We start from the raw sequence: 24656 nt of genomic DNA, 5'->3' as shown, positions 1-24656 counted from the left end.
TCAATTTTTAACCAAACCAGTGGTGGAACATCAATTTAATGTAATCAATGATTTTGCCGAAGAAATTGCCTTCAGGAATTTCTTGCAGGACCACCAGCGGACGCTGATCGATCGTTTTGCCATCCAGCTGGAAGTTGATGGTACCCACAACCTGGTTTTTCTGCAGCGGGGCGTGCAGTTCGGTGCTGTTCAGTACGTAGCTGGCTTTCAGATCCTTCATACGACCGCGCGGAATGGTCAGGTAGAGGTCTTTATCAACGCCGAGAGAAGCACGGTCGTTGTCGCCGAACCAGACGGGTTCAGACGCAAACTCTTTGCCTGCTTTCAGTGGATTCACGGTTTCGAAGAAACGGAAGCCCCAGGTCAGCAGCTTCTTGCTTTCTGTTTCACGGCCTTTAAAGGTGCGCCCCCCCATCACGGCAGAGATCAGACGCATCTGGCCTTCAGTGGCGGAGGCGACCAGGTTGTAGCCCGCTTTGTCGGTGTGACCGGTTTTGATGCCGTCAACGTTCAGACTGTTATCCCACAGCAGGCCGTTACGGTTGGTCTGACGGATACCGTTGAAGGTGAACTCTTTCTCTTTATAGATAGAGTACTCATTAGGGACATCGCGGATAAGCGCCTGACCAATCAGCGCCATATCACGTGCGGAGCTGTACTGACCGTCTGCGTCCAGGCCGTGTACGGTCTGGAAATGGCTGTTTTTCAGACCCAGCGCGTTCACGTAGCTGTTCATCAGTCCCACGAAAGCATCCTGGCTACCGGCGGCAAAATCGGCCATCGCCACGCAGGCATCGTTACCCGACTGCAGGTTGATACCGCGAATCAGCTGGGAAACAGGAACCTGCATACCCGGTTTCAGGAACATCAGAGAGGAACCTTTAAAGACCGGGTTCCCGGTCGCCCACGCATCGTTACCGATGGTGACCAGATCCGTTTCTTTGAATTTACCTGCCTTCATCGCCTGGCCGATAACGTAGCTGGTCATCATTTTGGTCAGGCTGGCCGGGTCACGGCGGGCATCGGCATTCTGTTCTGCCAGCACTTTGCCAGAGTTGTAATCGATCAGGATGTAGGATTCCGCGTCGATTTGCGGAACGCCAGGGATCATGGTCTTGATATTCAGGTCATCGGCGTGAGCTGCAGAGAGCGCAGCCGCGCAAAGGGCCGTGGTCAGCGCCATGCGCTGCACAAAACGAGCAGAAAAAGTGGTCTTCATGGTCAGAACTACGACATCCGTGATGGAATTAAAAAAAGTGCCTTACTATAGCAAATGCTATTCAGGCAGGCATCCGACTTTAAGCATGAGTTTGTGAATGTGTTTTACACAAACTGACAATTCGGATACCGCCGGTTAATTATTTCGCAACAGCGATAAATGACTGAAGCTGAGCTTCATTCTGCAGACGCTGCTGCAGGGAGGCTGCCTGCGATTTGCTGGCAAACGGCCCCATCTGAATGCGCCAGACCGCACCGTTCTGCTCAACGCGCCCTGGTACGCCAAACTGCTGGCTCAGACGCTGCTGATACTGTTTGGCCCGAGCCTGATCGCTCACTGCGCCGACCTGAACCACATAGCTGCCGCTGGCCGCTGTTGGAGCCGTCACCACTGCACTTTGCGTGGCCGCGGGTGCCGTTACGGGAGCCGACTGGGTCGCTGGCGCAGCAACGGGGGCTGGGGTAGGCTCACTGCCTTCCAGCACGCCCGAGGCTAAGGTCGTCGGTGCGCCAAGAAAGCCGCTACTCTTTACCGGTGCGCCCGTTGAATCGTCGCTTTGCAGCGTGTCATTGCTGATTGGGCGTATTTCTCCCCCCGGCTGAGCAGGCTCGGCCGGAGAAGAGACGCTGCCCATTCCGCCGTCAAGATTTGGGCGGTCGGGCAGGGCATAGGTCTGTTTCGCCACCGTCGTACACGCGGTACCTGGCCCGGACAGCGAACCATCCTGTGCCACGATAATTGGGTCAATACGGACTTTGGTGTTGTTCGAGGTATTCAGACGATCGGCTGACGCGCGAGACAGGGAGATCACCCGGTCATTTCCGTACGGGCCGCGGTCGTTGATACGCACGACAATCATACGGCCGTTTGCCAGGTTGGTGATGCGGGCGTAGCTCGGGATCGGCAGCGTTGGGTGTGCTGCCGTCAGCTGCATCGGGTCGAACGTCTCCCCGGAGGCCGTCAGGTTACTGCCTGGCTCGGCATCGTAAATGGCGGCAAAGCCCGCCTGACTGAAACGGGAAGGATCCTGAACAATTTTATAGCTTTTGCCGTCGCGCTCGTAATCCTGATTGGCACTGGCATTCAGCGGTTCATAAACGGGATCGGCACCGCTGATTTCAACGATTGGGCCATTACACACCGCAGGCTGCGGCGGCGCGACGGTTGCCTGTTGCTGACCATCATCACTTGTGCAGGCCGCAAGTAAACTTGCCGCAATGCAGATCCCCAGCCACTGCTTACGCATTCCGATCCCCTTATTTTTATACGCTTTTTGACAACATTTTTCTGTGGGTATGGATCGACATCACGATACCAAACCCGGCCATCAACACGATCAGTGCCGAGCCCCCGTAACTCACCAGCGGCAGCGGTACGCCTACCACCGGCAGAATACCACTCACCATACCAATATTTACGAAGACATAAACGAATAAAATCAGCATCAACCCGCCAGCCATGACGCGACCAAAGGTCGTTTGCGCGCGTGCTGCAATCCACAATCCTCGCATGATCAGCAGAACGTATAGCGCCAGGAGTATTAAGATGCCCACCAGCCCCAACTCTTCCGCGAGTACCGCAAAGATAAAGTCGGTGTGGCGTTCCGGTAAAAATTCCAGCTGCGACTGCGTACCGTGCAGCCAGCCTTTCCCGCGCAGGCCGCCGGAGCCAATCGCAATCTTGGACTGAATAATATGATAGCCCGCGCCCAGCGGATCGGTTTCCGGATCGAGCAGCATCATGACGCGCTGGCGCTGGTAATCGTGCATCAGGAAGAACCAGAGAATAGGGATGAACGCCGCAATTAGCACCACCGCGATGCCAATCAGGCGCCAGCTCAGGCCCGACAGGAAGAGGACAAACAGGCCGGAGAGAGCGATAAGGATTGAGGTGCCAAGGTCAGGCTGTGCCGCAACCAGCAGCGTTGGCAGGAAAATCAGCACCAGCGCGATGGCGGTATTCTTCAGAGACGGCGGACAGACGTCGCGGTTGATAAAGCGTGCCACCATCAGTGGCACGGCGATTTTGGCAATCTCCGAGGGCTGGAAGCGGACAATACCCAGATCCAGCCAGCGCTGCGCCCCTTTTGAAATGGCGCCAAACGCATCGACCGCAACCAGCAAAATAATACAGAAGATGTAGAGGTAGGGCGCCCAGCCTTCGTAGACACGTGGCGGGATCTGCGCCATCACCACCATAATGATCAGGCCCATGGCGATCTGGCCGATTTTGCGCTCCATCATCCCGATGTCCTGGCCGCTGGCGCTCCAGATAACCAGCGCACTGTAAACCAGCAGAGCCAGCAGGATCAGCAGCATGGCTGGGTCGATGTGGATTTTGTCCCACAGCGATTTTTTATTTGGATTATCCGTCATGATTATTGGTCCTCCGCCGCAGCGGCGGCCGGGTTTTCAGCCGGCAGTTCGGTGTTGTTATCACCCAGCATGATGTGGTCAAGGATCTGGCGCATGATGGTCCCTACTGCAGGCCCGGCACCGCCGTTCTCCAGAATCATTGCCACCGCGACCTGCGGGTTGTCATAAGGGGCAAACGCCGTCATCAGCTTATGGTCACGCAGACGTTCGGCAATGCGGTGCGCGTTATAGGTTTCGTTGGCTTTCAGACCAAATACCTGCGCAGTACCGGACTTCGCCGCCACTTTGTACGGCGTCCCGGCGAAATACTTATGTGCGGTACCGTTCGGGCGGTTTGCCACGCCGTACATACCGTCTTTCGCGATTTCCCAGAAGCCGGAATGAATGTCACCCACTGGGGCTTCGTGCGGCTGGTTCCAAGGCACTTTTTTGCCGTCTTCAACCGTACTCTGCAGCAGATGCGGCACTTTCACCACGCCGTCATTGATGAGGATCATCATGGCTTTGTTCATCTGAAGCGGCGTTGCCGTCCAGTAGCCCTGACCGATACCCACCGGAATGGTATCGCCCTGATACCACGGCTTTTTAAAGCGCTTTAGCTTCCATTCGCGCGTCGGCATGTTGCCGGAGCGTTCTTCCGCAAGGTCAACGCCGGTGTAGTGTCCGTAGCCGAATTTGCTCATCCACTCTGACAGGCGGTCGATCCCCATGTCATACGCCACCTGATAGAAGAAGGTATCCGCAGACTCCTCCAGCGATTTGGTGACGTTCAGATGACCGTGGCCCCATTTTTTCCAGTCGCGATAGCGCTTATCTGAACCCGGCAGCTGCCACCAGCCCGGGTCAAACAGGCTGGTATTGCGGTTGATGACGCCAGCACTCAGTGCAGAGACCGCCACGTACGGTTTAACCGTTGATGCCGGTGGGTAAACCCCTTGCGTCGCGCGGTTCACCAGCGGCGTGTTGGGGTCATTCAGCAGACCGGAGTAGTCTTTACTGGAAATGCCGTCAACAAACAGGTTCGGGTCATAGCTTGGCATTGACACCATCGCCAGGATGCCGCCGGTTCGAGGATCGGTGACCACAACGGCTGCACGGCTGCCCGCCAGCAGGGTTTCAATATACTGCTGCAGCTTAAGGTCGAGAGTCAGATAGACGTCATGCCCCGCCTGCGGCGGTACCTCTTTAAGCTGGCGGATCACGCGGCCACGGTTATTAACCTCAACCTCTTCATAGCCGGTTTGCCCGTGCAGGACATCTTCGTAGTAGCGTTCAATGCCCAGCTTACCGATATCATGCGTTGCGGCGTAGTTCGCCAGCTTGCCGTCTTTATCGAGGCGGTCGACGTCTTTGTCGTTAATCTTGGAGACGTAGCCAATCACATGCGTCAGCGCGGAGCCGTAGGGGTAGTAGCGACGCTTGTAACCTTTTACTTCCACGCCGGGGAAACGGTACTGGTTCACCGCAAAGCGGGCCACCTGGACTTCCGTCAGGTTGGTTTTAACCGGAATGGAGGTGAATCGGTGTGAGCGGGCGCGTTCTTTTTTAAAGGCGGCGATATCGTCGTCGTTAAGGTCAACAACGCTTTTCAGCGCTTCCAGCGTATCCTGAACATTATCGACTTTTTCCGGCATCATCTCGATTTGATAGATGGTGCGGTTTAACGCCAGCGGGGTGCCGTTACGATCGTAAATAATGCCGCGGCTGGGTGCGATAGGTACCAGCTTGATACGGTTTTCGTTGGAACGCGTCTGGTAATCGGTAAAGCGGACAATTTGCAGATTATAAAGGTTGGCGATCAGCACGCCGGTAAGCAGCAAAATCCCGGTGAAGGCGACCAGCGCCCGGCGCACAAACAGCGCGGACTCAGCCGTATAGTCGCGAAAAGAATTCTGTAGTTTCATCCGCTGCTTAATCTACCCTGGTCAGTCATTACTCGCGGTGATAGGGGTGGTTGGTAGTAATGCTCCACGCGCGATACAGGCTTTCTGCCACCAGTACCCGAACGAGCGGGTGGGGAAGCGTCAGCGCGGAGAGGGACCAACTTTGTTCTGCTGCCGCTTTGCAGGCAGGGGATAACCCTTCAGGCCCGCCAATCAACAGACTGACGTCACGACCATCCTGCTTCCAGCGCTCCAGTTCGTGCGCCAGCTGCGGCGTATCCCAGGGTTTTCCTGGAATATCGAGGGTGACGATGCGGTTCTTGCCTGCGGCAGCCAGCATCAGTTCGCCCTCTTTATCGAGAATACGTTTGATATCGGCGTTCTTGCCGCGCTTACCGGCGGGAATTTCCACCAGTTCGAACGGCATGTCTTTTGGAAAACGGCGCAGATATTCAGTAAAACCGGTTTGTACCCAGTCCGGCATTTTGGTGCCGACGGCGACCAGCTGCAACTTCACGCATTAACCCCAGAGTTTTTCCAGTTCATACAGGCGACGGCTCTCGTCCTGCATGACGTGGACAATCACATCGCCGAGATCGACAACCACCCAGTCAGCCGTCGCTTCACCTTCAACACCCAGCGGTAACAGCCCTGCTGCACGCGATTCCTGAACCACGTGATCGGCAATCGAAACAACATGACGCGTGGACGTACCGGTGCAGATAATCATGCAGTCGGTAATACTGGATTTACCCTTCACGTCAATCGCGATGATGTCCTGACCTTTCAGGTCATCAATTTTGTCAATAACAAAATCCTGGAGTGCTTTACCCTGCAAGTTTTCCCCCTGGGGTGAATGAGATTGTAAAACTTTGAATTCGTAGCCAGGCAGTATACCTGAACTCATGCCTGTGTCGGGACAAATGTCTCCGGCCGGGCTTTTGAAGGCGGGTATCATCCCACCCTCCGCCTGAGATTGCATCGCCATTTTTGTAAAACAATTTCTGTAAAGCAATGACTGGCGGGAAAGTCTGGCAGCGGAGAATAACAGTATGGCTTACCCTGTCAAGGCAGGATAAACAATAAGCCGCTTTTTATGCCTTCCCGCTATTCATCTGCGCTTTTCTGATACAAACCGTGCGTATGGATATAGGCCAGCACCGGTGCGGGGAGCAGATCGTCACATGCTAAACCCTGCTGTAAACGCTCGCGAATGAGGGTCGCAGAGATATCGAACCACGGCGTTTCCGCCAGATAAATCTTCCCGGCAGGCTGATTGTGGAGATCTTCAACATTGGCGGTGAGATGATCTTCCAGCCACTGCTGGTACTGCGCTTCGCGCATGGTCAGCGGATAGCCAGGACGGCGGCAGACGAGCAGATGGCTGTTCTCCAGAATGGTTTCATATTTATGCCATGTGGGGAAGTTCAGCAGGGAATCCTGACCGATGATAAAAGCCAGCGGCTGGTCTGGCCCCTGTTCTGCGCGCCACTCCTGAAGCGTCTGCGAGGTCCATGAGGGTGTGTCGCGACGCAGTTCACGCTCGTCAAGCCGGAAGAGCGGCTTATCTGCGATGGCCAGGGCAAGCATCTCTTTTCGCTGCTCGCTGGTCGCCTCGGGCTGTGGACGGTGGGGCGGGACATTATTGGGCATGATGGTAACGCGCTGAAGGCCGATCAGATTCGCCAGAATTTCAACCGGCTTCAGATGCCCGTAGTGTACCGGGTCGAAGGTGCCGCCATACAGGGCCTGTAAAGAATGCATACTATCCATCAATAAAAACGTCTGCCAGCGCCTTGTGGCAGAGCAGCAGAGAAAGGCTTTCCAGCTCCGCCCAGACCGACTGGCCGTAATCTTGCTTTAGCGTAAGCTCGGCGCGCATCAGAAGCTGTACCGCCTGGCGAAGCTGTTCATGACTCAGGCGGTTGATGGCCTCGGTGGTCAAAGCCCGGCGATTTTGCCACACCCGGTGTTTATCAAACAGCGAACGCAAAGGCGTATGGGCAGACTGACGCTTGAGCGTAATCAGCAGCAGTAATTCGCGCTGCAGGGTTCGCAGCAGAATAACCGGTTCGCTGCCTTCGAGGCGCAGCTGCTGCAGAATATGCAGGGCGCGTTTACTTTTTGCCGACAGCAGCGCGTCCACCCAGTGGAACGGCGTGAAGTGCGCCGCGTCGTTAACGGCCTGCTCGACGCGCGGCAAGGTTAGCTTGCCGTCTGGCCAGAGCAGGGAGAGTCTGTCAAGCGCCTGCGCCAGGGCCAGCAGGTTACCTTCATAGCAGTAACAGAGCAGCTGATTCGCCGCGTCATCCAGCTGAAGGTTGTGCTGTTTCGCTCTCGCAGCGACCCATTTAGGCAGATGTGCCTGCTCAGGCGTCTGACAGGTGACCAGCACCGCGTGGGTCGCGATTTGGGTAAACCAGGCCGCGTTTTCCTGCGCTTTGGTCAGCTTGTTGCCACGCACAATAAGGAGCAGATCGCTGTGTAAGAGGCTGACCAGCGTTGCGAGTTGCTCGTTTATCGCCGCGTTAGGGCCGTTATCCGGCAGCAGAATCTGAATTGTCTGGCGCGATGCGAACAGGCTCATCGCCTGACAGAGCGAGAAGAGGGCGTTCCAGTCGGTGTTGTTATCCAACTGGACGGTGTGATGTTCATCAAAGCCCTGCGCGGCGGCGGCATGCCGCACGGCATCCAGGCTTTCCTGAAGCAATAACGGATCGTTTCCAAGAAGCAGATACGCCGCGCGCAGCCCTTCATTGAGCTGCGCGCGGAGTTGTTCAGGATACAGCCTGATCATCATTTACCCAGAGAGTTAGCAGCAGGAAGCGTGCCATCAACCGGTTTATCAACAATGTCAGATCCTTGTTTGGTTGACGCTGCAATACTAGGCAGTTTACGGATCAGCTGTTCCGCCGCCTTGTCGTACATTTCGTTGATGATAATCTGCTGTTCGGCATCTTTTGCCAGCGCCGTCTGCGGGTTATCGAAGAACGAACGGTACACTTTCGTGCTGATCGGATAGATGTCTTTACCCGGGATCAGAACTGCCGCGTTGACCGTCAACACCATTTGATACTCTGCGGTACGGCCATCCTGGAAGATAGACGCGGTATCTCTCGACAGACCACTTCCTGTCACACGCAGAGACGGTACATCCTGACGCAGCGTCTGTTTCTCAACAAGCTCAACGCCGTTAAGGCGCAGCTGATTGCGAATTGCCCGGCTGAGTGGACCATTCGGATCCCCGGAATCAAAGATCATGGTTTTCATCTGAGCAGGCACCGCCGTGGTATTGCGCAGGTGCCAGCCACAGCCAGCGGTGACAAGCACCGCCAGTGATAAGAGTATTGTTGCCAGTTGTCGCACGTTTCCTCCCGCGCTTAGCCAACGACCAGATTCAGCAGTTTACCCGGTACGTAGATCACTTTACGTACGGTAACGCCCTCAAGATATTTAGCGACCAGTGGTTCCTGGCCCGCGCGCTCGCGAACCTGTTCTTCGGTTGCATCGACCGCCACGGTAATTTTACCGCGGACTTTGCCGTTCACCTGGACTACGACCAGCGTGGTGTTTTCCACCATCGCTGCTTCGTCAGCCTGCGGCCACGGCGCGTTGTCGATATCGCCTTCGCCTTTCAGCTCCTGCCACAGGGTAAAGCTAACGTGCGGCGTGAACGGGTTCAGCATGCGAACGACGGCCAGCAGTGCTTCACGCATTAAGGCACGATCCTGCTCGCCGTCCTGCGGGGCTTTCGCCAGCTTGTTCATCAGTTCCATAATAGCCGCAATTGCGGTATTGAAGGTCTGACGACGACCAATATCATCGGTCACTTTCGCAATCGTTTTATGAACATCACGACGCAGCGCCTGCTGATCTTCAGTCAGTGCGGCGGCGTTCAGCGCCGGGGCATCGCCCAGTGAGGTGTGCTCGTAAACCAGTTTCCAGACGCGTTTCAGGAAGCGGTTTGCGCCTTCTACGCCAGACTCCTGCCACTCCAGCGTCATGTCCGCCGGAGATGCAAACATCATGAACAGACGCACGGTATCCGCACCGTAACGCTCAACCATCACCTGCGGGTCGATACCGTTGTTTTTCGACTTAGACATCTTGCTCATGCCGGTGTAGACCAGCTCATGACCTTCGGCGTCTTTGGCCTTCACAATACGGCCCTTCTCGTCGCGTTCAACGATCGCATCAACCGGAGACACCCAGTTACGCTCGCCGTTTGCACCGACGTAATAGAAGGCATCCGCCAGCACCATGCCCTGGCACAGCAGCTGTTTTGCAGGTTCGTCAGAGTTCACCATGCCCGCATCGCGCATCAGCTTGTGGAAGAAGCGGAAGTAGAGCAGGTGCATGATGGCGTGTTCGATACCACCGATGTAGATATCTACCGGCAGCCAGTAGTTCGCCGCGTTGGAATCCAGCATGCCATCCTGATACTGCGGGCAGGTGTAGCGAGCATAGTACCAGGATGACTCCATAAAGGTGTCAAAGGTGTCGGTTTCGCGCAGCGCAGGCTGGCCGTTGACGGTGGTTTTAGCCCACTCAGGATCGGCTTTGATCGGGCTGGTGATGCCGTCCATGACGACGTCTTCCGGCAGGATCACCGGCAGCTGATCTTCTGGCGTTGGCATCACGGTGCCATCTTCCAGCGTCACCATTGGAATTGGCGCACCCCAGTAACGCTGACGGGAAACACCCCAGTCGCGCAGACGGAAGTTAACTTTACGCTCGCCCACGCCAAGGGAGGCCAGCTTGTCGGCGATGGCGTTGAAGCCCTCTTCGAAGCTCAGACCGCTGAACTCGCCGGAGTTGAACAAGGTCCCTTTTTCGGTCAGCGCGTGTTCGGACAGGTCTGGTTCAGAACCGTCAGCCGCCAGGATAACTGGCTTGATGGTCAGGCCATATTTGGTGGCAAATTCGTAGTCGCGCTGGTCGTGACCCGGAACGGCCATCACGGCGCCCGTGCCGTATTCCATCAGTACAAAGTTGGCGGCCCAGACAGGGATCGCTTCGCCCGTCAGCGGGTGAATGGCTTTAAAGCCGGTATCAACGCCTTTTTTCTCCATCGTTGCCATATCGGCTTCGGCCACTTTGGTGTTGCGGCATTCGTCGATGAAGGTAGCCAGTTCCGGATTGTTTTCTGCCGCTTTCTGCGCCAGCGGGTGACCTGCGGCCACGGCCAGGTAGGTCGCGCCCATGAAGGTGTCCGGACGGGTGGTGTAGACGGTCAGAGTCTGGTCGTAGTTCTCAACGTTGAAGGTGATTTCCACGCCTTCGGAACGGCCGATCCAGTTGCGCTGCATGGTCTTAACGGTATCTGGCCAGTGGTCCAGATTATCCAGATCGTTCAGCAGCTCATCAGCATAAGCGGTGATTTTGATAAACCACTGCGGGATCTCTTTACGCTCTACTTTGGTGTCACAGCGCCAGCAGCAGCCATCGATAACCTGTTCGTTCGCGAGAACGGTCTGGTCATTCGGGCACCAGTTAACGGCAGAGGTCTTCTTGTACACCAGGCCTTTTTTGTACAGCTCGGTGAAGAACTTCTGTTCCCAGCGGTAGTATTCCGGGGTACAGGTTGCCAGCTCGCGGCTCCAGTCATAGCCAAAGCCCAGCATTTTGAGCTGGTTTTTCATGTACGCGATGTTGTCGTACGTCCACGGTGCCGGCGCCGTATTATTTTTTACCGCCGCGCCTTCCGCAGGCAGACCGAACGCATCCCAACCGATGGGTTGCAGAACGTTTTTACCCAGCATGCGCTGGTAACGCGCAATCACATCACCGATGGTGTAGTTACGCACGTGGCCCATGTGTAGTCGACCAGAAGGATAGGGAAGCATCGACAGGCAGTAATACTTCTCTTTGCTCTCGTCTTCGGTTACTTCAAAGGTGCGCTTCTCGTCCCAGTGTTGCTGGACTTTTGATTCTATCTCTTCCGGGCGGTATTGCTCTTGCATGGCAGCCAGTGGTCCTGTTTTCAATACAGCTACAAATGTAGCCAATGGATGTGGTAATTCAGATCCGCATAGCATAGCCCAAACGCCCGCGTCAAAACAGCCTTTCGCACAAATGCGCTTTGCAGGAATTTACCGGGTCTGTGCTTCACCTGACAAAGCGGCGATGAAATAAGGTCTATTATTAGAAATAGTTACTTACCCGGGAGGCAAAATGATGAACAAGGTTGCTCAATTTTACCGCGAACTGGTGGCGACACTGACGGAACGGCTGCGTAACGGCGAGCGCGATATCGATGCGCTGGTGGAGCAGGCGCGTGCCCGCGTGTCGCAAACGGGTGAGTTAACGCGAACCGAAGTGGAAGAGGTGACGCGTGCCGTGCGTCGCGATCTGGAAGAGTTCGCGCGCAGCTACCAGGAGAGCCAGGAGGAGGTCACGGACAGCGTTTTCATGCGGGTGATCAAAGAGAGCCTGTGGCAGGAGCTGGCCGATATCACGGATAAAACGCAGCTGGAGTGGCGTGAAGTCTTTCAGGATTTGAACCACCACGGTGTGTACCACAGCGGTGAGGTGGTCGGGCTGGGAAATCTGGTGTGCGAGAATTGCCACCACCATATTGCGGTGTATACGCCGGAGGTTCTGTCGCTGTGTCCGAAATGCGGCCACGATCAGTTCCAGCGTCGTCCGTTTGAGCCCTAGGTAAAAGCGCAGGTTTGCGCCCTCTCCCCGTGGGAGAGGGTAGGGGTGAGGGCATCAGGCTGCACTATAGTAAGCCAGCCTCTCCGCCAGCAAATCCACAAACGCCTCACGGTCAATATCCACCATCACCGTGGTATTCGGCTTATTTCCCGTCAGCGAGTAGTAGTCCACCACCGTCATCCCCTGGGTGTATTTCCCCTGAGTTTCGACGCCAACCCACCTGTGGACGGTGGTAAACATCTCCGGCTTTAATAGCCAGGCAATGGTGCATGGATCGTGCAGCGGCGCGCCGTGGAATCCCCATTTCTCGGCTTTGTGATACTCCATAAAGAAGTCGAGCAGCTCAGCCACGGTTGTCGCGACCGGATTACCCACGGAACGGAAGCGCTCAATGTCGTCAGCCATAATCTGCGCGCGATGGGTCACGTCCAGCCCCGCCATCACGACGGGCAAACCGGACTGGAAGACGATCTCCGCCGCTTCCGGGTCGACAAAAATGTTGAACTCTGCGGACGGCGTCCAGTTTCCCAGACCCATGGCCCCGCCCATGATGACGATACGGGCGATTTTGCTGTGCAGTTCAGGGTGGCTGTTCAGCAGCAGCGCGACGTTGGTTTGCGGCCCGGTAGCCACCAGCGTCACGGGTTCCGCGCTCTCGCGCAGCACCTTCGCCATCAGCTCCACGGCGGTGCAGTTTTGCGGCGTGAAGCCTGGCTCAGGCAGCGCCGGACCGTCCAGACCGCTTTCACCATGCACATTATCCGCGATAATTAACTCACGCATCAGGGGCTTGAGGGCGCCACCGGCGACGGGAATATCGGTGCGCCCGAGCAGCGTCAGCATGCGCAAAACGTTACGCAGGGTTTTATCCGGCGTCTGGTTTCCAGCGGAAGAGGTGACGGCTTTGACGTCGAGTTCAGGGGAGGCAAGTGCAAGAACGAGCGCGATCGCGTCATCATGACCCGGATCGCAATCGAAAATGATGGGTTGTGCCATAGCGTTCTCCATTCATAGCGTTATTTTGTGACAAGGTTAACGCTGCAATGTGACGCCGAATAGATAAAGAGAGCTAAAGCGTGAAGCAGTGCGCAATCCGCAGATTGCGCACCGAGAAGATTAGTGCAGGATTTTGGCGAGGAAATCTTTCGCACGTTCGGATTTCGGGTTGGCGAAGAACTCCTCTTTCGGGGAATCTTCGACAATTTTCCCTTCGTCCATAAAGATTACGCGGTTGGCCACCTTACGGGCGAAGCCCATTTCGTGGGTCACCACCATCATGGTCATCCCTTCGTGCGCCAGTTCGACCATCACGTCCAGCACTTCGTTGATCATCTCCGGATCGAGCGCCGATGTTGGCTCATCAAACAGCATGGCAACCGGATCCATGCACAGCGCGCGGGCGATCGCCACACGCTGCTGTTGGCCGCCGGAAAGCTGCGCCGGGAACTTATCGGCATGCGCAGAGAGGCCAACGCGTTCCAGGAGCTTCAGGCCTTTCTCACGCGACACTTTTTTATCACGCTTGAGCACTTTCACCTGGGCCAGCGTCAGGTTCTCAATAATGGAGAGGTGAGGGAACAGCTCAAAATGCTGGAACACCATGCCAACGTGAGAGCGAAGCTGGGCAAGATTGGTTTTCTTGTCGTTGACTTTGGTACCGTTGACGACGATCTCGCCCTGCTGGACCGGCTCCAGACCATTGACGGTTTTGATCAGCGTCGATTTACCGGAACCGGACGGTCCGCACACCACTACCACGTCGCCTTTTTTCACTTCGGTGGAGCAGTCGGTCAGCACCTGAAAGTGCCCATACCATTTAGAAACATTTTTCAGGGAAATCATTGTACCGTCCTTTTCTTCAGCCAGCTGACCAACAGCGACGCGCTTAAACTAATCACAAAATAGACCGCACCCGCAAAGAGCACCATCTCAACCTGCGTACCATCACGCTCACCGATGGTTGACGCGGTACGGAAGAAGTCTGCCAGGCTCAGCACGTAGACCAGAGAGGTATCCTGGAACAGCACGATACCCTGGGTCAGCAGGAGCGGAACCATGGCGCGAAACGCCTGCGGCAGAATAATGAGCTGCATGGACTGCCAGTGCGTCATCCCCAGCGCCAGCGCGGCGCTGGATTGCCCGCGGGAGATACTCTGAATGCCCGCACGGATAATCTCCGAGTAGTAAGCGGCCTCAAACATCGAGAACGCCACCATCGCCGAGATCAGACGGATATCGGTTTTCGGCGACAGCCCCAGTACGTTTTGCAGGAAGCCGGGCACGATCAGGTAAAACCACAGCAGCACCATTACCAGCGGGATGGAGCGGAACACGTTAACGTAGGCGGTCGCGAACCAGGCGAGCGGCTTAAAGCTCGACAGGCGCATGACGGCCAGCAGGGTGCCCCAGACGATACCGACAATAATGGCAATGACGGTGATTTTTAAGGTAATCATCAGTCCATCAAGCAGATAAGGCATGGATGGAACGATAGAACTCCAGTCAAATTCGTACATTATTTGCCCCCCATGTTGCCCGGCAGGCGAATTTTGCGTTCAACCAGGTTCATCACCAGCATGATGAAAGCGTTAATCAGAACGTAGGCGAGCGTGATCGCGGTGAAGGATTCCCACGCGTGAGCGGAGTAATCCAGCAGCTTGCCCGCCTGTGCAGCCATATCGACCAGGCCGATGGTTGAGGCGATGGCCGAGTTTTTCACCAGGTTCATCATCTCGGAGGTCATCGGTGGAACGATGACGCGGTAGGCGTTAGGCAGCAGCACGTAGCGGTAGGTCTGCGGCAGGGTCAGCCCCATCGCCAGACCGGCATTTTTTTGTCCACGGGGTAATGACTGAATGGCGGCACGCACCTGCTCGCAAACGCGCGCAGCGGTAAACAGCCCCAGACACATCATGGAGGAGACAAAGAACTGCACATTCGGATCCAGTTCCGACTTGAACCACATGCCAATATTTTCCGGCAGCAGTTCCGGGATAACCAGATACCAGGTAAAGAATTGCACGATCAGCGGAACGTTACGGAACAGTTCCACATAGAGGGTGCCAAGCGTTGAAAGAAAACGGTTAGGGACGGTGCGCAGAATACCGAACAGAGAACCGACAAGAAACGCGATGATCCACGCCGTTATCGATAATGCCACGGTGACCTGAAAGCCGCTCCACAGCCAGCCAAGATAGGTGGTGTTGCCGAACGGGGCTTGTTGCAGAAATATGCCCCAGTTCCAGTCGATTGACATAATAAACTCCAGAAAAAAAAGGGTAGCAGCGCTACCCTCGAAGATTGGTGAGAAGCTCATTTTTCGCGCTGAGTGGGGAACGACCACTCAACGTATAGTCTGTCCGTGCTTCCCGACAATCGAGAGGGCAGGAGATCCCGCCCCTGTTGTTCTAATTAGTTAAGAGCCTTGTCATTTGGAGATTTGAACAGCGCTTTCATGTCGTCAGACAGTTCAAAATTCATGTTCAGGTTTTTAGGTGGAATTGGGTTCTTGAACCATTTGTCGAACCATTTTTCCGCTTCGCCGGAGGTCTGCACCTGAGCGATGGTGTCATCGATCAGCTTTTTGAACTGCGGATCGTCTTTACGCAGCATACAGCCGTAGGCTTCTTTCGACTGCGCGGTGCCGACGATATCCCAGTTGTCTGGTTTCTTCGCTTTCGCACGCTCGCCCGCCAGCAGGGCATCATCCATCATAAACGCGACGGCACGACCGCTTTCCAGGGTACGGAAGGAGTCGCCATGGTCTTTCGCGCTGATGATGCGCATATCCATTTTCTTCTCGTCGTTCAGCTTGTGCAGCAGCACTTCAGACGTGGTACCGGAGGTGACAACGACCGCTTTGCCTTTCAGGTCAGCGAAGTCTTTAATCTCACCGCCTTTCTTCGTCAGCAGACGGGTGCCTACAACAAAGATGGTGTCAGAGAAGGCAGCCTGCTTCTGACGCTCGAGGTTGTTGGTGGTGGAGCCACACTCGAAATCAAAGGTGCCGTTTTGCAGCAGTGGAATACGGTTCTGTGAAGTGATTGGGATCAGCTTCACCTGCAGGTCAGGTTTGTTCAGCTTTTTCTTCACGGCTTCAACGATAGCGTTGGAGTAATCCTGTGAATAGCCCACGACTTTTTGCGTGTTGTCGTAGTAAGAGAACGGGACAGAAGATTCACGGTGGCCGACCACGATGACGCCGTTTTTGGCAATCTTGTCGAGAGTGCTGCCTGCTGCTGGCGCATCTTCAGCGTGAACCACGCCTGCAGACATTCCCATAACCAGCATTGCTGTGGCCAGTTTACGTAATTGCATACCCAACTCCTTTCTTATCAGCGCCAGAGACGCATTGATACCCATTGTGATGTTGTTATATCTCGCGCAATGCGAGTGCAGTGTTATGCAAGCTTGTTAACATTTAGTCTGGCTTAATGTAAAGATTTTGCTGCGTTATTGTTTATTTTTGCGAAGCGCGCCGCACCATTCAGAGGCAAATATCTCCCGTTGCACCGTTTCGGTGCTACCGATGATCTACGCTGGTGCGACAAAGTTGCACGTTAAGCCAAACTGCGTTTACCTGAATAAACAAAGCAATAGGCGTGCCAGAATTGAAGTCTGGAGGGAATTGTCGGGTAGCGGCTGCGCCTTACCTGACCTACGGGAACGGAAATGTTGAAGGTAGGCCGGGTAAGGCGTAGCCGCCACCCGGCAACAGAAGGGAAGGTTATTTACGACGCTGGCGCAGGCTCATCAGCACCGCGCCAAAGCCGAACAGCGCGGTCAGGATCCACAGCGGCCAGTTGCCGGTACGGGCGTATGGCGTCAGCCCCGTGGTCGGGGTGACGTGAGTGGTCAGTACCTCACGGGTGAACTGTGGGATCATGGCCTGGATTTCACCCTGCGGACCAATCACGGCGGTGATACCGTTGTTGGTGCTGCGCAGTAACGGACGCGCCAGCTCCAGGGAGCGCATGCGTGCCATCTGGAAGTGCTGCCACGGGCCGATTGACTTACCAAACCAGGCATCGTTAGAGATGGTCAGCAGATAGTCCGTATCCGGGCGGAAGTTATCGCGCACCTGCTCGCCGAGGATGATTTCGTAGCAGATGGCCGCCGTCAGGGCAACGCCGTGCGCGTGCAGCTGAGGTTGAACGTACGGGCCGCGGCTGAAGGAGGACATCGGCAGATCGAAGAACGGGGCCAGCGGGCGCAGAATCGACTCCAGCGGCACAAATTCACCAAACGGCACCAGGTGGTTCTTGTTGTACCGGTCAGTGGAGTGGTAGCTGTATTCGCTGTCTTTGCCGAGCGTAATGATGGTGTTGTAAGTGTCGTAGCGGTTCTGCTGATTCAGACGCGCATCGACAATCCCGGTGATCAGCGTGCTGCCACGCGAGAGCAGCAGGTCGTTCATCATGTTGAGGAACGGCTGCTGGTTGATCTCCAGATCGGGAATGGCAGACTCCGGCCAGATAATCAGCTGCGATTTACCCATCACCTCTTCGGTGGCGTTGGCGTAGATCTTCAGCGTATTCAGCAGCTCTTTCTCGTCCCACTTCATGGACTGCGGGATGTTCCCCTGAACCATGGAAACCTGCATAGCGCGCGCGGGCTCAGGTGTGAACCACTGGATATAGCGCAGCGGGAAGGGAAGAGCGAACAGCACCAGCGCCACAGCCAGCGGCTTCCAGCCACGTGAGACCAGCGCCAGGATCAACAGGCCGCTGACCACCATGAGCAGGAAGTTAATGGCCTCAACGCCCATGACCGGCGCCAGGCCTTTGAGCGGGCCGTCAATCTGACTGTAGCCGAACTGCAGCCACGGGAAGCCGGTCAGCACCCAGCCGCGCAGGAATTCCGTGATTTGCCAGACCACCGGTGCGGCAATGGCGACGCGCAGCCAGCTGGTTTTGGGCCACAGGCGAGAAAGGATGCCGGCGAACAGGCCGGTATAGAGCGAGAGATAGGCGGCGAGCAGTACCACCAGGAAGACGTTAACCGGGCCCGGCATACCGCCAAACTGGGCGATGCTGACGTAGACCCAGTTAATACCTGAGCCAAACAGCCCCAGTCCCCAGAAGTAGCCGATAGCGGCAGCCTGTACCGGACGACGGTTCAGGGTCAGACCCTGAAGCCCCATCAGGGAGAGTATGGCCGCAGGCCAGATATCGTAAGGAGAAAAAGCCAGCGTACCGCTGGCTCCGAGTAACAGCGCCAGCAGCAAACGGACGCGCTGGCGTTCAAGCAATGGGGCAAATGCCATTTACATTAATCTTCCAGTTTTGGCACCGGTGAGTCGTCCGGCGTTCTGACATGAACCTGTATAATACGTCGGCTGTCGGCCATGGCTACTTTGAACTGGTAACCGTCGATGTCAACGGTCTCACCGCGCGCCGGGAGATGGCCAAAGGCCTGCATCACCAGCCCGCCAATGGTATCGACCTCTTCATCGCTGAAGTGGGTCCCGAAGGCGTCGTTGAAGTCCTCGATGGAGGCCAGCGCGCGCACGGTCCAGGTGTGGCGGCTAAGCTGACGGAAGTCGATATCCTCTTCTTCGTCGTACTCGTCTTCGATTTCGCCCACGATCAGCTCAAGGATATCCTCGATCGTGACCAGACCGGAGACGCCACCAAATTCATCAATAACAATCGCCATGTGGTAACGCTGAGAGCGAAACTCTTTCAGCATCCGATCCACACGTTTACTTTCCGGCACAACCACGGCCTGGCGTAACACTTTTTCCATGCTGAAGGCTTCGGCATCGCTGCGCATAAACGGCAGCAGATCTTTCGCCATCAAAATCCCTTCGATGTGATCTTTATCTTCGCTGATGACCGGGAAACGCGAGTGAGCGGATTCGATGATCACATCGAGGCACTCGTCCAGGGTCTGGTTACGTTTCAGGGTGATCATCTGCGAGCGGGGGATCATGATATCGCGAACGCGCTGGTCGGCGATGTCCATAACCCCTTCGAGCATTTCGCGCGTATCTTCGTCGATAAGGTCGTTCTGCCCGGAATCACGAATCAGCTCCAGCAGTTCATCACGGTTTTTGGGTTCGCCGTGGAAAAGCTGGTTCAGAATGAGGGAGAAAAATCCCTTTTTACTGGTTGTCGTGTCGCTACTGTGTGAATTGTCGTCGCTCATGGCGTTTGTTAAGGGTTCTCTTGTTAGTTCAACGTTTACCGCCACGCGATGTCCTTTCGTGGCGGCAGGTGAGTCAGTCAGGTGACGGACTATTCTTTCTCGGCAATGTACGGATCCTCATAGCCCAGAGCAAGCATTATCTCTGTCTCGAGGGACTCCATCTCTTCCGCTTCGTCGTCTTCGATATGATCGTAGCCGAGCAGATGCAGGCTGCCGTGTACCACCATGTGCGCCCAGTGGGCTTCAAGGGGTTTCTGCTGCTCTTTGGCTTCCTGTTCAACCACCTGACGGCAGATGATCAGATCGCCCAACAGCGGCATCTCGATGCCCGGTGGGGCTTCGAACGGGAAAGAGAGCACGTTGGTCGGCTTATCTTTCCCGCGATAGGTCAGGTTAAGCTCATGGCTTTCTGCCTCATCCACCAGGCGAATCGTGACTTCTGATTCTTCCTGAAACTGCGGGATAACGACATCCAGCCATTTCTGAAACTGTGCCTCATCTGGCATGCCGGAATTGTCTTCACAGGCCAGCTGTAAATCGAGGATCACCTGACTCATTTCTGTTCTTGCTCCTGCGCTTCGCGCTTACGTTCTGCGGCCAGTTCGGCCTTACGCTTCTGATCCGCCTCTTCCCAGGCTTCATAAGCGTTAACGATACGCGCGACCACCGGGTGGCGTACCACGTCTTCACTGTGGAAGAAGTTAAAGCTGATTTCGTCGACCTCGGCCAGCACCTCGATGGCGTGGCGCAGGCCCGATTTGGTGCTGCGCGGCAGGTCAATCTGGGTGACGTCGCCGGTAATCACCGCTTTCGAGTTAAAGCCAATACGCGTCAGGAACATCTTCATCTGTTCGATGGTGGTGTTCTGGCTCTCATCGAGAATGATGAACGCATCGTTCAGCGTGCGGCCGCGCATGTAGGCGAGCGGGGCCACTTCGATAACGTTACGCTCAATGAGCTTCTCGACCTTCTCAAAGCCCAGCATTTCGAACAGCGCATCGTATAAAGGACGCAGATACGGATCGACCTTCTGGCTCAGATCGCCTGGCAGGAAGCCCAGTTTTTCACCGGCCTCAACGGCAGGGCGGGTCAGCAGGATACGTCGGATCTCCTGACGCTCCAGCGCATCGACCGCTGCGGCAACGGCAAGATAGGTTTTACCCGTACCCGCCGGCCCCACGCCGAAGGTGATGTCGTGGTCGAGAATATTGGCGATGTACTGCGCCTGGTTTGGCGTACGCGGCTTGATGACGCCACGCTTGGTCTTAATGTTGATCGCCTTGCCATAGTCCGGCACGCTCTCCGCGCTCTGCTCAAGCACGCGCGCCTCTTTAATGGCGAGGTGAATCTGCTCCGGTTCGATATCCTGAATTTCGCCGCGCATGGGGGAGGTGTCGACATACAGGCTACGCAGAATGTCCGCAGCGGCGTTGACGCAGATAGGGCGTCCGGTGAGTTTGAAATGATTATCGCGACGATTGATTTCGATACCCAGACGTCGCTCCAGTTGTTTGATGTTGTCATCAAACGGCCCGCACAGGCTCAGCAGGCGAGCGTTGTCTGCTGGCTCAAGGCTAATTTCACGCGTATCTATGTTCAAACTGTTCCTCTTTGATTGGTTAACTGATCCGTTGCGACAGGCGTAATAAAACGGTCATTACCGAAATTATTCACGCCACAGAATAAAGGCGCAAGCGTTGCGGAAGATATTGGGGGCGATGAGAGGAAATACAAGGCCTGCCAAAAGAGGCAGGCCTGAAGGATTAGGGCTGGTAAATCCCAACGCCAGAATCGTTTTCTTTGCGGGTACGCGAGATCACGGATTGCGGTGACTCTGCGATACGCAGGCCCATTTCGTCTTCGGTGCGGACGACCTTCGCGCGCAGCGAGTTGGTCAGCACTTCGACAATCTCGACGTCCACAAACTTACCGATCATATCCGGGGTGCCTTCAAAGTTCACCACGCGGTTATTTTCGGTACGACCAGAGAGTTCCATAATGCTCTTGCGGGAGGTGCCTTCCACCAGAATGCGCTGAACGGTGCCGAGCATGCGGCGGCTCCAGGCGTTGGCCTGCTGGTTGATACGCTCCTGCAGAATATACAGACGCTGCTTTTTCTCTTCTTCCGGCACATCGTCAACCATATCGGCCGCGGGTGTTCCTGGACGCGCGGAGAAGATGAAGCTGTAGCTGACGTCAAAATTGACTTCGCCGATGAGCTTCATGGTGCGCTCGAAGTCATCAGCGGTTTCGCCAGGGAAGCCGACGATAAAGTCAGAGCTAATCTGGATATCCGGACGCGCTTCACGCAGCTTGCGGATGGTGGATTTATACTCCAGCACCGTATGCGGGCGGCCCATCAGGTTCAGCACGCGGTCCGAGCCGCACTGGATCGGCAGGTGCAGGAAGCTCACCAGCTCTGGCGTATCGCGATAGACGTCAATAATGTCGTCGGTAAATTCCATCGGATGGCTGGTGGTAAAGCGAATGCGGTCGATGCCGTCAATCGCGGCCACCAGACGCAGCAGCTCGGCAAAGCTGCCGGTCGTGCCGTCGTAGTTCTCACCGCGCCAGGCGTTAACGTTCTGGCCCAGCAGGTTCACTTCGCGCACACCCTGCGCGGCAAGCTGCGCGATTTCAAACAGAATGTCATCTGCCGGGCGGCTGACCTCTTCACCACGGGTGTACGGCACCACGCAGTACGTGCAGTATTTGTTGCAGCCTTCCATGATGGAGACGAAGGCGGTCGGGCCATCGGCACGTGGCTCAGGCAGACGGTCAAATTTTTCGATTTCCGGGAAGCTGACGTCAACGACCGGGCTACGGTTACCGCGAACCTGATTGATCATCTCAGGCAGACGGTGCAGGGTCTGAGGGCCAAAGACGATGTCCACATACGGGGCTCTCTGGCGGATCAGCTTGCCTTCCTGCGACGCGACGCAGCCGCCCACGCCGATGATCAGGTCCGGATTTTTTCGTTTAAGAAGTTTCCAGCGGCCTAACACATGAAAGACTTTTTCCTGCGCTTTTTCACGAATTGAACAGGTGTTCAGCAGCAGCACATCGGCTTCTTTCGCATTTTCAGTCAGCTGGTATCCGTGGGTGGTATCCAGCAGATCGGCCATCTTGGATGAATCGTATTCGTTCATCTGACAGCCCCAGGTTTTTATATGGAGTTTTTTAGTCATCGACTTGCTCAGCTCAGGATTGCAAGCCGCGTATTGTAATGCTTTGGTGGGGTTGTGACCAGTATGAAGGTTGTGTGTCTCAGGACCGCAAAAATCCGGTAAACTTAAGGGATTCTCCAATAAGGAAAATTGACCATGACACTCCAACACACCGAAGTTGCCGTTGTCGGCGGCGGTATGGTCGGCGGCGCGCTGGCGCTGGGGCTGGCGCAGCAGGGATTTGAGGTAACGGTAATCGAACAGGCGGCTCCGCCAGCCTACGATCCCACCAGCAAACCGGACGTGCGCATTTCCGCTATCAGCGCGTCGTCCGTCGATCTGCTGCGCGGGCTGGGCGTCTGGGAGACGGTGCTGGCGATGCGCGCTCATCCTTACAGCCGTCTTGAAACCTGGGAATGGGAAAATGCCCACGTCGCGTTTGATGCCGCTGAGCTGAAGCTGCCGCGCCTGGGCTATATGGTGGAAAACAACGTGCTCCAGCTGGCGCTCTGGCAGGCGCTGGAGGCGCACCCGAAGGTGACGCTGCGCGTTCCTGCGTCGCTTAAGGCGCTGCATCCTCACGAGAGCGGCTATCTACTGACGCTCGACAGCGGCGATGAGCTGTCCGTGAAGCTGGTCATCGGGGCGGATGGCGCTAACTCGCAGGTCAGACAGATGGCGGGGATCGGGGTTCATGCCTGGCAGTATGAACAGTCCTGTATGCTGATTACCGCCAGGTGCGAGAATGCGCCGGGTGAAAGCACCTGGCAGCACTTTACGCCGAACGGCCCGCACGCCTTTTTACCGCTCTTCGATAACTGGGCGTCGCTGGTGTGGTACGACAAACCGGCGCGCATTCGCCAGCTGCAGGGAATGAACATGGAACAGCTGCAGCGCGAAATTCTGCTGCACTTCCCGAGCCGTCTGGGACACGTCACGCCGGTCGCCGCCGGGGCGTTCCCGCTCACGCGCCGTCATGCGTTGCAGTATGCCCGCGAAGGCTTAGCGCTGGTGGGGGATGCGGCACACACCATTCATCCGCTGGCCGGGCAGGGTGTGAACCTGGGGTATCGCGATGTCGATGCATTACTGGATGTGCTGGGCAGCGCCCGCGGACACGCGGAAAACTGGGCCAGCCATCAGGTGCTGAAGCGTTATCAGACGCGGCGTATGGCGGATAACTTCCTCATGCAGTCGGGAATGGATCTGTTCTATGCCGGGTTTAGCAATGACGTAGCCCCGGTGCGTATTCTGCGTAACATAGGTCTGATGGCAGCGGAACGCGCCGGTGGCCTGAAGCGTCAGGCCCTGAAGTACGCCCTCGGACTTTAATCTTTGCTCCGACTTTTCCCTCGCCCCTTTGGGGAGAGGGTGAGGGGGAATCAGGCCGCACAATTTTGTACAAAAACAAAAAAGCCCGCAGAGCGGGCTTTTTTGTTACTAAATGGCTGGGGTGCAGGGATTCGAACCCCGGAATGCTGGTATCAGAAACCAGAGCCTTACCGCTTGGCGACACCCCAATTGCGTTAAACAAGCTGCTTAACGACTTTTTTAAATTGGCTGGGGTACGAGGATTCGAACCTCGGAATGCCGGAATCAGAATCCGGTGCCTTACCGCTTGGCGATACCCCAACAATTTTTTTTCATTACCGAACAACATCGATAATCTAAATTTGGTGGCTACGACGGGATTCGAACCTGTGACCCCATCATTATGAGTGATGTGCTCTAACCAACTGAGCTACGTAGCCAGTACTGCAATCTTCGATGGCTGGGGTACCTGGATTCGAACCAGGGAATGCCGGTATCAAAAACCGGTGCCTTACCGCTTGGCGATACCCCAATACCGCGGAGAACCGCAAAATCGAAGAAATATGGCTGGGGTACCTGGATTCGAACCAGGGAATGCCGGTATCAAAAACCGGTGCCTTACCGCTTGGCGATACCCCATCCGTGCAACGCTTACCCGGGAATGGTGCGGGAGGCGAGACTTGAACTCGCACACCTTGCGGCGCCAGAACCTAAATCTGGTGCGTCTACCAATTTCGCCACTCCCGCAAAAAAGATGGTGGCTACGACGGGATTCGAACCTGTGACCCCATCATTATGAGTGATGTGCTCTAACCAACTGAGCTACGTAGCCATCTTTTTTCGCGTTACCTTATCGGCGTTGCGGGGCGCATTATGCGTATAGACCCTTGCA

The 24656-nt window shown here is 55.8% G+C and carries 22 protein-coding genes and 7 tRNA genes; 2 read left to right on the top strand and 27 right to left on the bottom strand.

Going from position 1 to position 24656, the window contains the following annotated elements; all coding sequences use genetic code 11:
• Nucleotides 1-7: 7 nt before the first annotated feature.
• From dacA to leuS, 10 genes are all read right to left on the bottom strand, one after another.
• On the bottom strand, nucleotides 8-1219 hold the full coding sequence (gene dacA / locus ACMGGE_RS10835; protein WP_008501035.1) for a D-alanyl-D-alanine carboxypeptidase DacA: 1212 nt from the start codon (nucleotides 1217-1219) through the stop codon (nucleotides 8-10).
• A 139-nt stretch (nucleotides 1220-1358) separates the two neighbouring features.
• Entirely contained in the window at nucleotides 1359-2465 is a 1107-nt protein-coding gene (gene rlpA / locus ACMGGE_RS10830; RefSeq protein ID WP_420293738.1) for an endolytic peptidoglycan transglycosylase RlpA, read from the bottom strand.
• A gap of 16 nt (nucleotides 2466-2481) precedes the next feature.
• Nucleotides 2482-3594 (bottom strand): peptidoglycan glycosyltransferase MrdB, encoded by a 1113-nt coding sequence (gene mrdB / locus ACMGGE_RS10825; protein ID WP_008501037.1) that lies wholly within the window; start codon nucleotides 3592-3594, stop codon nucleotides 2482-2484.
• A gap of 2 nt (nucleotides 3595-3596) precedes the next feature.
• A complete protein-coding gene (gene mrdA, locus ACMGGE_RS10820; protein ID WP_008501038.1) occupies nucleotides 3597-5498 on the bottom strand; it encodes a peptidoglycan DD-transpeptidase MrdA in 1902 nt (633 codons plus the stop codon).
• A gap of 28 nt (nucleotides 5499-5526) precedes the next feature.
• Nucleotides 5527-5994 (bottom strand): 23S rRNA (pseudouridine(1915)-N(3))-methyltransferase RlmH, encoded by a 468-nt coding sequence (gene rlmH / locus ACMGGE_RS10815; RefSeq protein WP_003858701.1) that lies wholly within the window; start codon nucleotides 5992-5994, stop codon nucleotides 5527-5529.
• Between the two features lie 3 nt (nucleotides 5995-5997).
• Nucleotides 5998-6315, bottom strand: coding sequence for a ribosome silencing factor (rsfS, locus tag ACMGGE_RS10810; RefSeq protein ID WP_023334893.1), 318 nt, complete (start codon nucleotides 6313-6315; stop codon nucleotides 5998-6000).
• A 269-nt stretch (nucleotides 6316-6584) separates the two neighbouring features.
• Entirely contained in the window at nucleotides 6585-7250 is a 666-nt protein-coding gene (gene nadD, locus ACMGGE_RS10805; protein WP_025912714.1) for a nicotinate-nucleotide adenylyltransferase, read from the bottom strand.
• Nucleotides 7243-8274: a DNA polymerase III subunit delta gene (holA, locus tag ACMGGE_RS10800; RefSeq protein WP_262802262.1), complete on the bottom strand. Its 1032-nt coding sequence runs from the start codon at nucleotides 8272-8274 to the stop codon at nucleotides 7243-7245. The genes nadD and holA overlap by 8 nt, the downstream gene beginning before the upstream one ends.
• Nucleotides 8274-8843 (bottom strand): LPS assembly lipoprotein LptE, encoded by a 570-nt coding sequence (lptE, locus tag ACMGGE_RS10795; protein ID WP_008501042.1) that lies wholly within the window; start codon nucleotides 8841-8843, stop codon nucleotides 8274-8276. Before lptE ends, holA begins: the two co-directional genes overlap by 1 nt.
• 14 nt (nucleotides 8844-8857) lie before the next feature.
• The gene (gene leuS, locus ACMGGE_RS10790) at nucleotides 8858-11440 is read right to left on the bottom strand and encodes a leucine--tRNA ligase (protein WP_045909589.1); all 2583 of its coding nucleotides are present in this window, start codon (nucleotides 11438-11440) and stop codon (nucleotides 8858-8860) included.
• A 214-nt stretch (nucleotides 11441-11654) separates the two neighbouring features.
• Between leuS and ACMGGE_RS10785 the strand changes: the two genes are divergently transcribed.
• Nucleotides 11655-12137 (top strand): zinc ribbon-containing protein, encoded by a 483-nt coding sequence (locus ACMGGE_RS10785; protein WP_023617134.1) that lies wholly within the window; start codon nucleotides 11655-11657, stop codon nucleotides 12135-12137.
• A gap of 54 nt (nucleotides 12138-12191) precedes the next feature.
• Here ACMGGE_RS10785 and rihA read toward each other — a convergent pair whose 3' ends face one another.
• From rihA to miaB, 10 genes are all read right to left on the bottom strand, one after another.
• Nucleotides 12192-13133 carry a pyrimidine-specific ribonucleoside hydrolase RihA gene (rihA, locus tag ACMGGE_RS10780; protein ID WP_126534597.1) on the bottom strand — a complete coding sequence of 314 codons (942 nt, stop codon included), beginning with the start codon at nucleotides 13131-13133 and terminating at the stop codon, nucleotides 12192-12194.
• 120 nt (nucleotides 13134-13253) lie between these two features.
• Nucleotides 13254-13979, bottom strand: a complete 726-nt coding sequence (locus ACMGGE_RS10775; protein ID WP_343665604.1) for an amino acid ABC transporter ATP-binding protein — start codon at nucleotides 13977-13979, stop codon at nucleotides 13254-13256.
• Nucleotides 13976-14653: a glutamate/aspartate ABC transporter permease GltK gene (gene gltK, locus ACMGGE_RS10770; RefSeq protein WP_008501047.1), complete on the bottom strand. Its 678-nt coding sequence runs from the start codon at nucleotides 14651-14653 to the stop codon at nucleotides 13976-13978. The genes ACMGGE_RS10775 and gltK overlap by 4 nt, the downstream gene beginning before the upstream one ends.
• On the bottom strand, nucleotides 14653-15393 hold the full coding sequence (gene gltJ / locus ACMGGE_RS10765; RefSeq protein ID WP_008501048.1) for a glutamate/aspartate ABC transporter permease GltJ: 741 nt from the start codon (nucleotides 15391-15393) through the stop codon (nucleotides 14653-14655). The genes gltK and gltJ overlap by 1 nt, the downstream gene beginning before the upstream one ends.
• Before the next feature lie 155 nt (nucleotides 15394-15548).
• Nucleotides 15549-16454 carry an amino acid ABC transporter substrate-binding protein gene (locus tag ACMGGE_RS10760; protein WP_008501049.1) on the bottom strand — a complete coding sequence of 302 codons (906 nt, stop codon included), beginning with the start codon at nucleotides 16452-16454 and terminating at the stop codon, nucleotides 15549-15551.
• Nucleotides 16455-16863: 409 nt separating this feature from the next.
• Nucleotides 16864-18402: an apolipoprotein N-acyltransferase gene (lnt, locus tag ACMGGE_RS10755; RefSeq protein WP_343665607.1), complete on the bottom strand. Its 1539-nt coding sequence runs from the start codon at nucleotides 18400-18402 to the stop codon at nucleotides 16864-16866.
• 5 nt (nucleotides 18403-18407) lie between these two features.
• Nucleotides 18408-19286: a CNNM family magnesium/cobalt transport protein CorC gene (gene corC / locus ACMGGE_RS10750; protein WP_021242574.1), complete on the bottom strand. Its 879-nt coding sequence runs from the start codon at nucleotides 19284-19286 to the stop codon at nucleotides 18408-18410.
• Between the two features lie 89 nt (nucleotides 19287-19375).
• The gene (ybeY, locus tag ACMGGE_RS10745) at nucleotides 19376-19843 is read right to left on the bottom strand and encodes an rRNA maturation RNase YbeY (RefSeq protein ID WP_420293737.1); all 468 of its coding nucleotides are present in this window, start codon (nucleotides 19841-19843) and stop codon (nucleotides 19376-19378) included.
• The gene (locus ACMGGE_RS10740) at nucleotides 19840-20886 is read right to left on the bottom strand and encodes a PhoH family protein (protein ID WP_008501053.1); all 1047 of its coding nucleotides are present in this window, start codon (nucleotides 20884-20886) and stop codon (nucleotides 19840-19842) included. Before ACMGGE_RS10740 ends, ybeY begins: the two co-directional genes overlap by 4 nt.
• 163 nt (nucleotides 20887-21049) lie before the next feature.
• Nucleotides 21050-22474, bottom strand: coding sequence for a tRNA (N6-isopentenyl adenosine(37)-C2)-methylthiotransferase MiaB (gene miaB, locus ACMGGE_RS10735; RefSeq protein ID WP_045909585.1), 1425 nt, complete (start codon nucleotides 22472-22474; stop codon nucleotides 21050-21052).
• 135 nt (nucleotides 22475-22609) lie between these two features.
• Between miaB and ubiF the strand changes: the two genes are divergently transcribed.
• On the top strand, nucleotides 22610-23785 hold the full coding sequence (gene ubiF / locus ACMGGE_RS10730) for a 3-demethoxyubiquinol 3-hydroxylase (protein ID WP_048026959.1): 1176 nt from the start codon (nucleotides 22610-22612) through the stop codon (nucleotides 23783-23785).
• Nucleotides 23786-23898: 113 nt separating this feature from the next.
• Here the strand turns inward: ubiF and ACMGGE_RS10725 are convergent.
• The 7 genes from ACMGGE_RS10725 to ACMGGE_RS10695 all read right to left on the bottom strand — a co-directional run bounded on the left by ACMGGE_RS10725 (nucleotide 23899) and on the right by ACMGGE_RS10695 (nucleotide 24596).
• A tRNA-Gln gene (locus ACMGGE_RS10725) sits at nucleotides 23899-23973 on the bottom strand.
• 37 nt (nucleotides 23974-24010) lie between these two features.
• A tRNA-Gln gene (locus tag ACMGGE_RS10720) sits at nucleotides 24011-24085 on the bottom strand.
• A gap of 42 nt (nucleotides 24086-24127) precedes the next feature.
• A tRNA-Met gene (locus ACMGGE_RS10715) sits at nucleotides 24128-24204 on the bottom strand.
• Nucleotides 24205-24221: 17 nt separating this feature from the next.
• Nucleotides 24222-24296 (bottom strand) — tRNA-Gln (locus ACMGGE_RS10710).
• Nucleotides 24297-24328: 32 nt separating this feature from the next.
• A tRNA-Gln gene (locus tag ACMGGE_RS10705) sits at nucleotides 24329-24403 on the bottom strand.
• Nucleotides 24404-24426: 23 nt separating this feature from the next.
• Nucleotides 24427-24511, bottom strand: a tRNA-Leu gene (locus ACMGGE_RS10700).
• 8 nt (nucleotides 24512-24519) lie between these two features.
• A tRNA-Met gene (locus tag ACMGGE_RS10695) sits at nucleotides 24520-24596 on the bottom strand.
• Nucleotides 24597-24656 lie beyond the last annotated feature (60 nt).

Source organism: Enterobacter sp. BNK-22 (genome assembly GCF_048684805.1).
GTDB lineage: Bacteria > Pseudomonadota > Gammaproteobacteria > Enterobacterales > Enterobacteriaceae > Enterobacter > Enterobacter quasiroggenkampii.
The sequence above is the reverse complement of the archived record's forward strand: the minus strand, read 5'-3'. Positions and strand labels throughout refer to the sequence as shown.

Excerpts from the sequence above, each read along its gene's own strand:
- rlpA (WP_420293738.1), bottom strand. The coding sequence starts at position 2,465 with ATGCGTAAGCAGTGGCTGGGGATCTGCATTGCGGCAAGTTTACTTGCG.
- ACMGGE_RS10760 (WP_008501049.1), bottom strand. The coding sequence starts at position 16,454 with ATGCAATTACGTAAACTGGCCACAGCAATGCTGGTTATGGGAATGTCT.
- gltJ (WP_008501048.1), bottom strand. The coding sequence starts at position 15,393 with ATGTCAATCGACTGGAACTGGGGCATATTTCTGCAACAAGCCCCGTTC.
- miaB (WP_045909585.1), bottom strand. The coding sequence starts at position 22,474 with ATGACTAAAAAACTCCATATAAAAACCTGGGGCTGTCAGATGAACGAA.
- holA (WP_262802262.1), bottom strand. The coding sequence starts at position 8,274 with ATGATCAGGCTGTATCCTGAACAACTCCGCGCGCAGCTCAATGAAGGG.
- gltK (WP_008501047.1), bottom strand. The coding sequence starts at position 14,653 with ATGTACGAATTTGACTGGAGTTCTATCGTTCCATCCATGCCTTATCTG.
- nadD (WP_025912714.1), bottom strand. The coding sequence starts at position 7,250 with ATGGATAGTATGCATTCTTTACAGGCCCTGTATGGCGGCACCTTCGAC.
- rihA (WP_126534597.1), bottom strand. The coding sequence starts at position 13,133 with ATGGCACAACCCATCATTTTCGATTGCGATCCGGGTCATGATGACGCG.
- dacA (WP_008501035.1), bottom strand. The coding sequence starts at position 1,219 with ATGAAGACCACTTTTTCTGCTCGTTTTGTGCAGCGCATGGCGCTGACC.
- ybeY (WP_420293737.1), bottom strand. The coding sequence starts at position 19,843 with ATGAGTCAGGTGATCCTCGATTTACAGCTGGCCTGTGAAGACAATTCC.
- ACMGGE_RS10785 (WP_023617134.1), top strand. The coding sequence starts at position 11,655 with ATGAACAAGGTTGCTCAATTTTACCGCGAACTGGTGGCGACACTGACG.
- mrdA (WP_008501038.1), bottom strand. The coding sequence starts at position 5,498 with ATGAAACTACAGAATTCTTTTCGCGACTATACGGCTGAGTCCGCGCTG.
- ACMGGE_RS10775 (WP_343665604.1), bottom strand. The coding sequence starts at position 13,979 with ATGATTTCCCTGAAAAATGTTTCTAAATGGTATGGGCACTTTCAGGTG.
- ubiF (WP_048026959.1), top strand. The coding sequence starts at position 22,610 with ATGACACTCCAACACACCGAAGTTGCCGTTGTCGGCGGCGGTATGGTC.
- corC (WP_021242574.1), bottom strand. The coding sequence starts at position 19,286 with ATGAGCGACGACAATTCACACAGTAGCGACACGACAACCAGTAAAAAG.
- mrdB (WP_008501037.1), bottom strand. The coding sequence starts at position 3,594 with ATGACGGATAATCCAAATAAAAAATCGCTGTGGGACAAAATCCACATC.
- lnt (WP_343665607.1), bottom strand. The coding sequence starts at position 18,402 with ATGGCATTTGCCCCATTGCTTGAACGCCAGCGCGTCCGTTTGCTGCTG.
- leuS (WP_045909589.1), bottom strand. The coding sequence starts at position 11,440 with ATGCAAGAGCAATACCGCCCGGAAGAGATAGAATCAAAAGTCCAGCAA.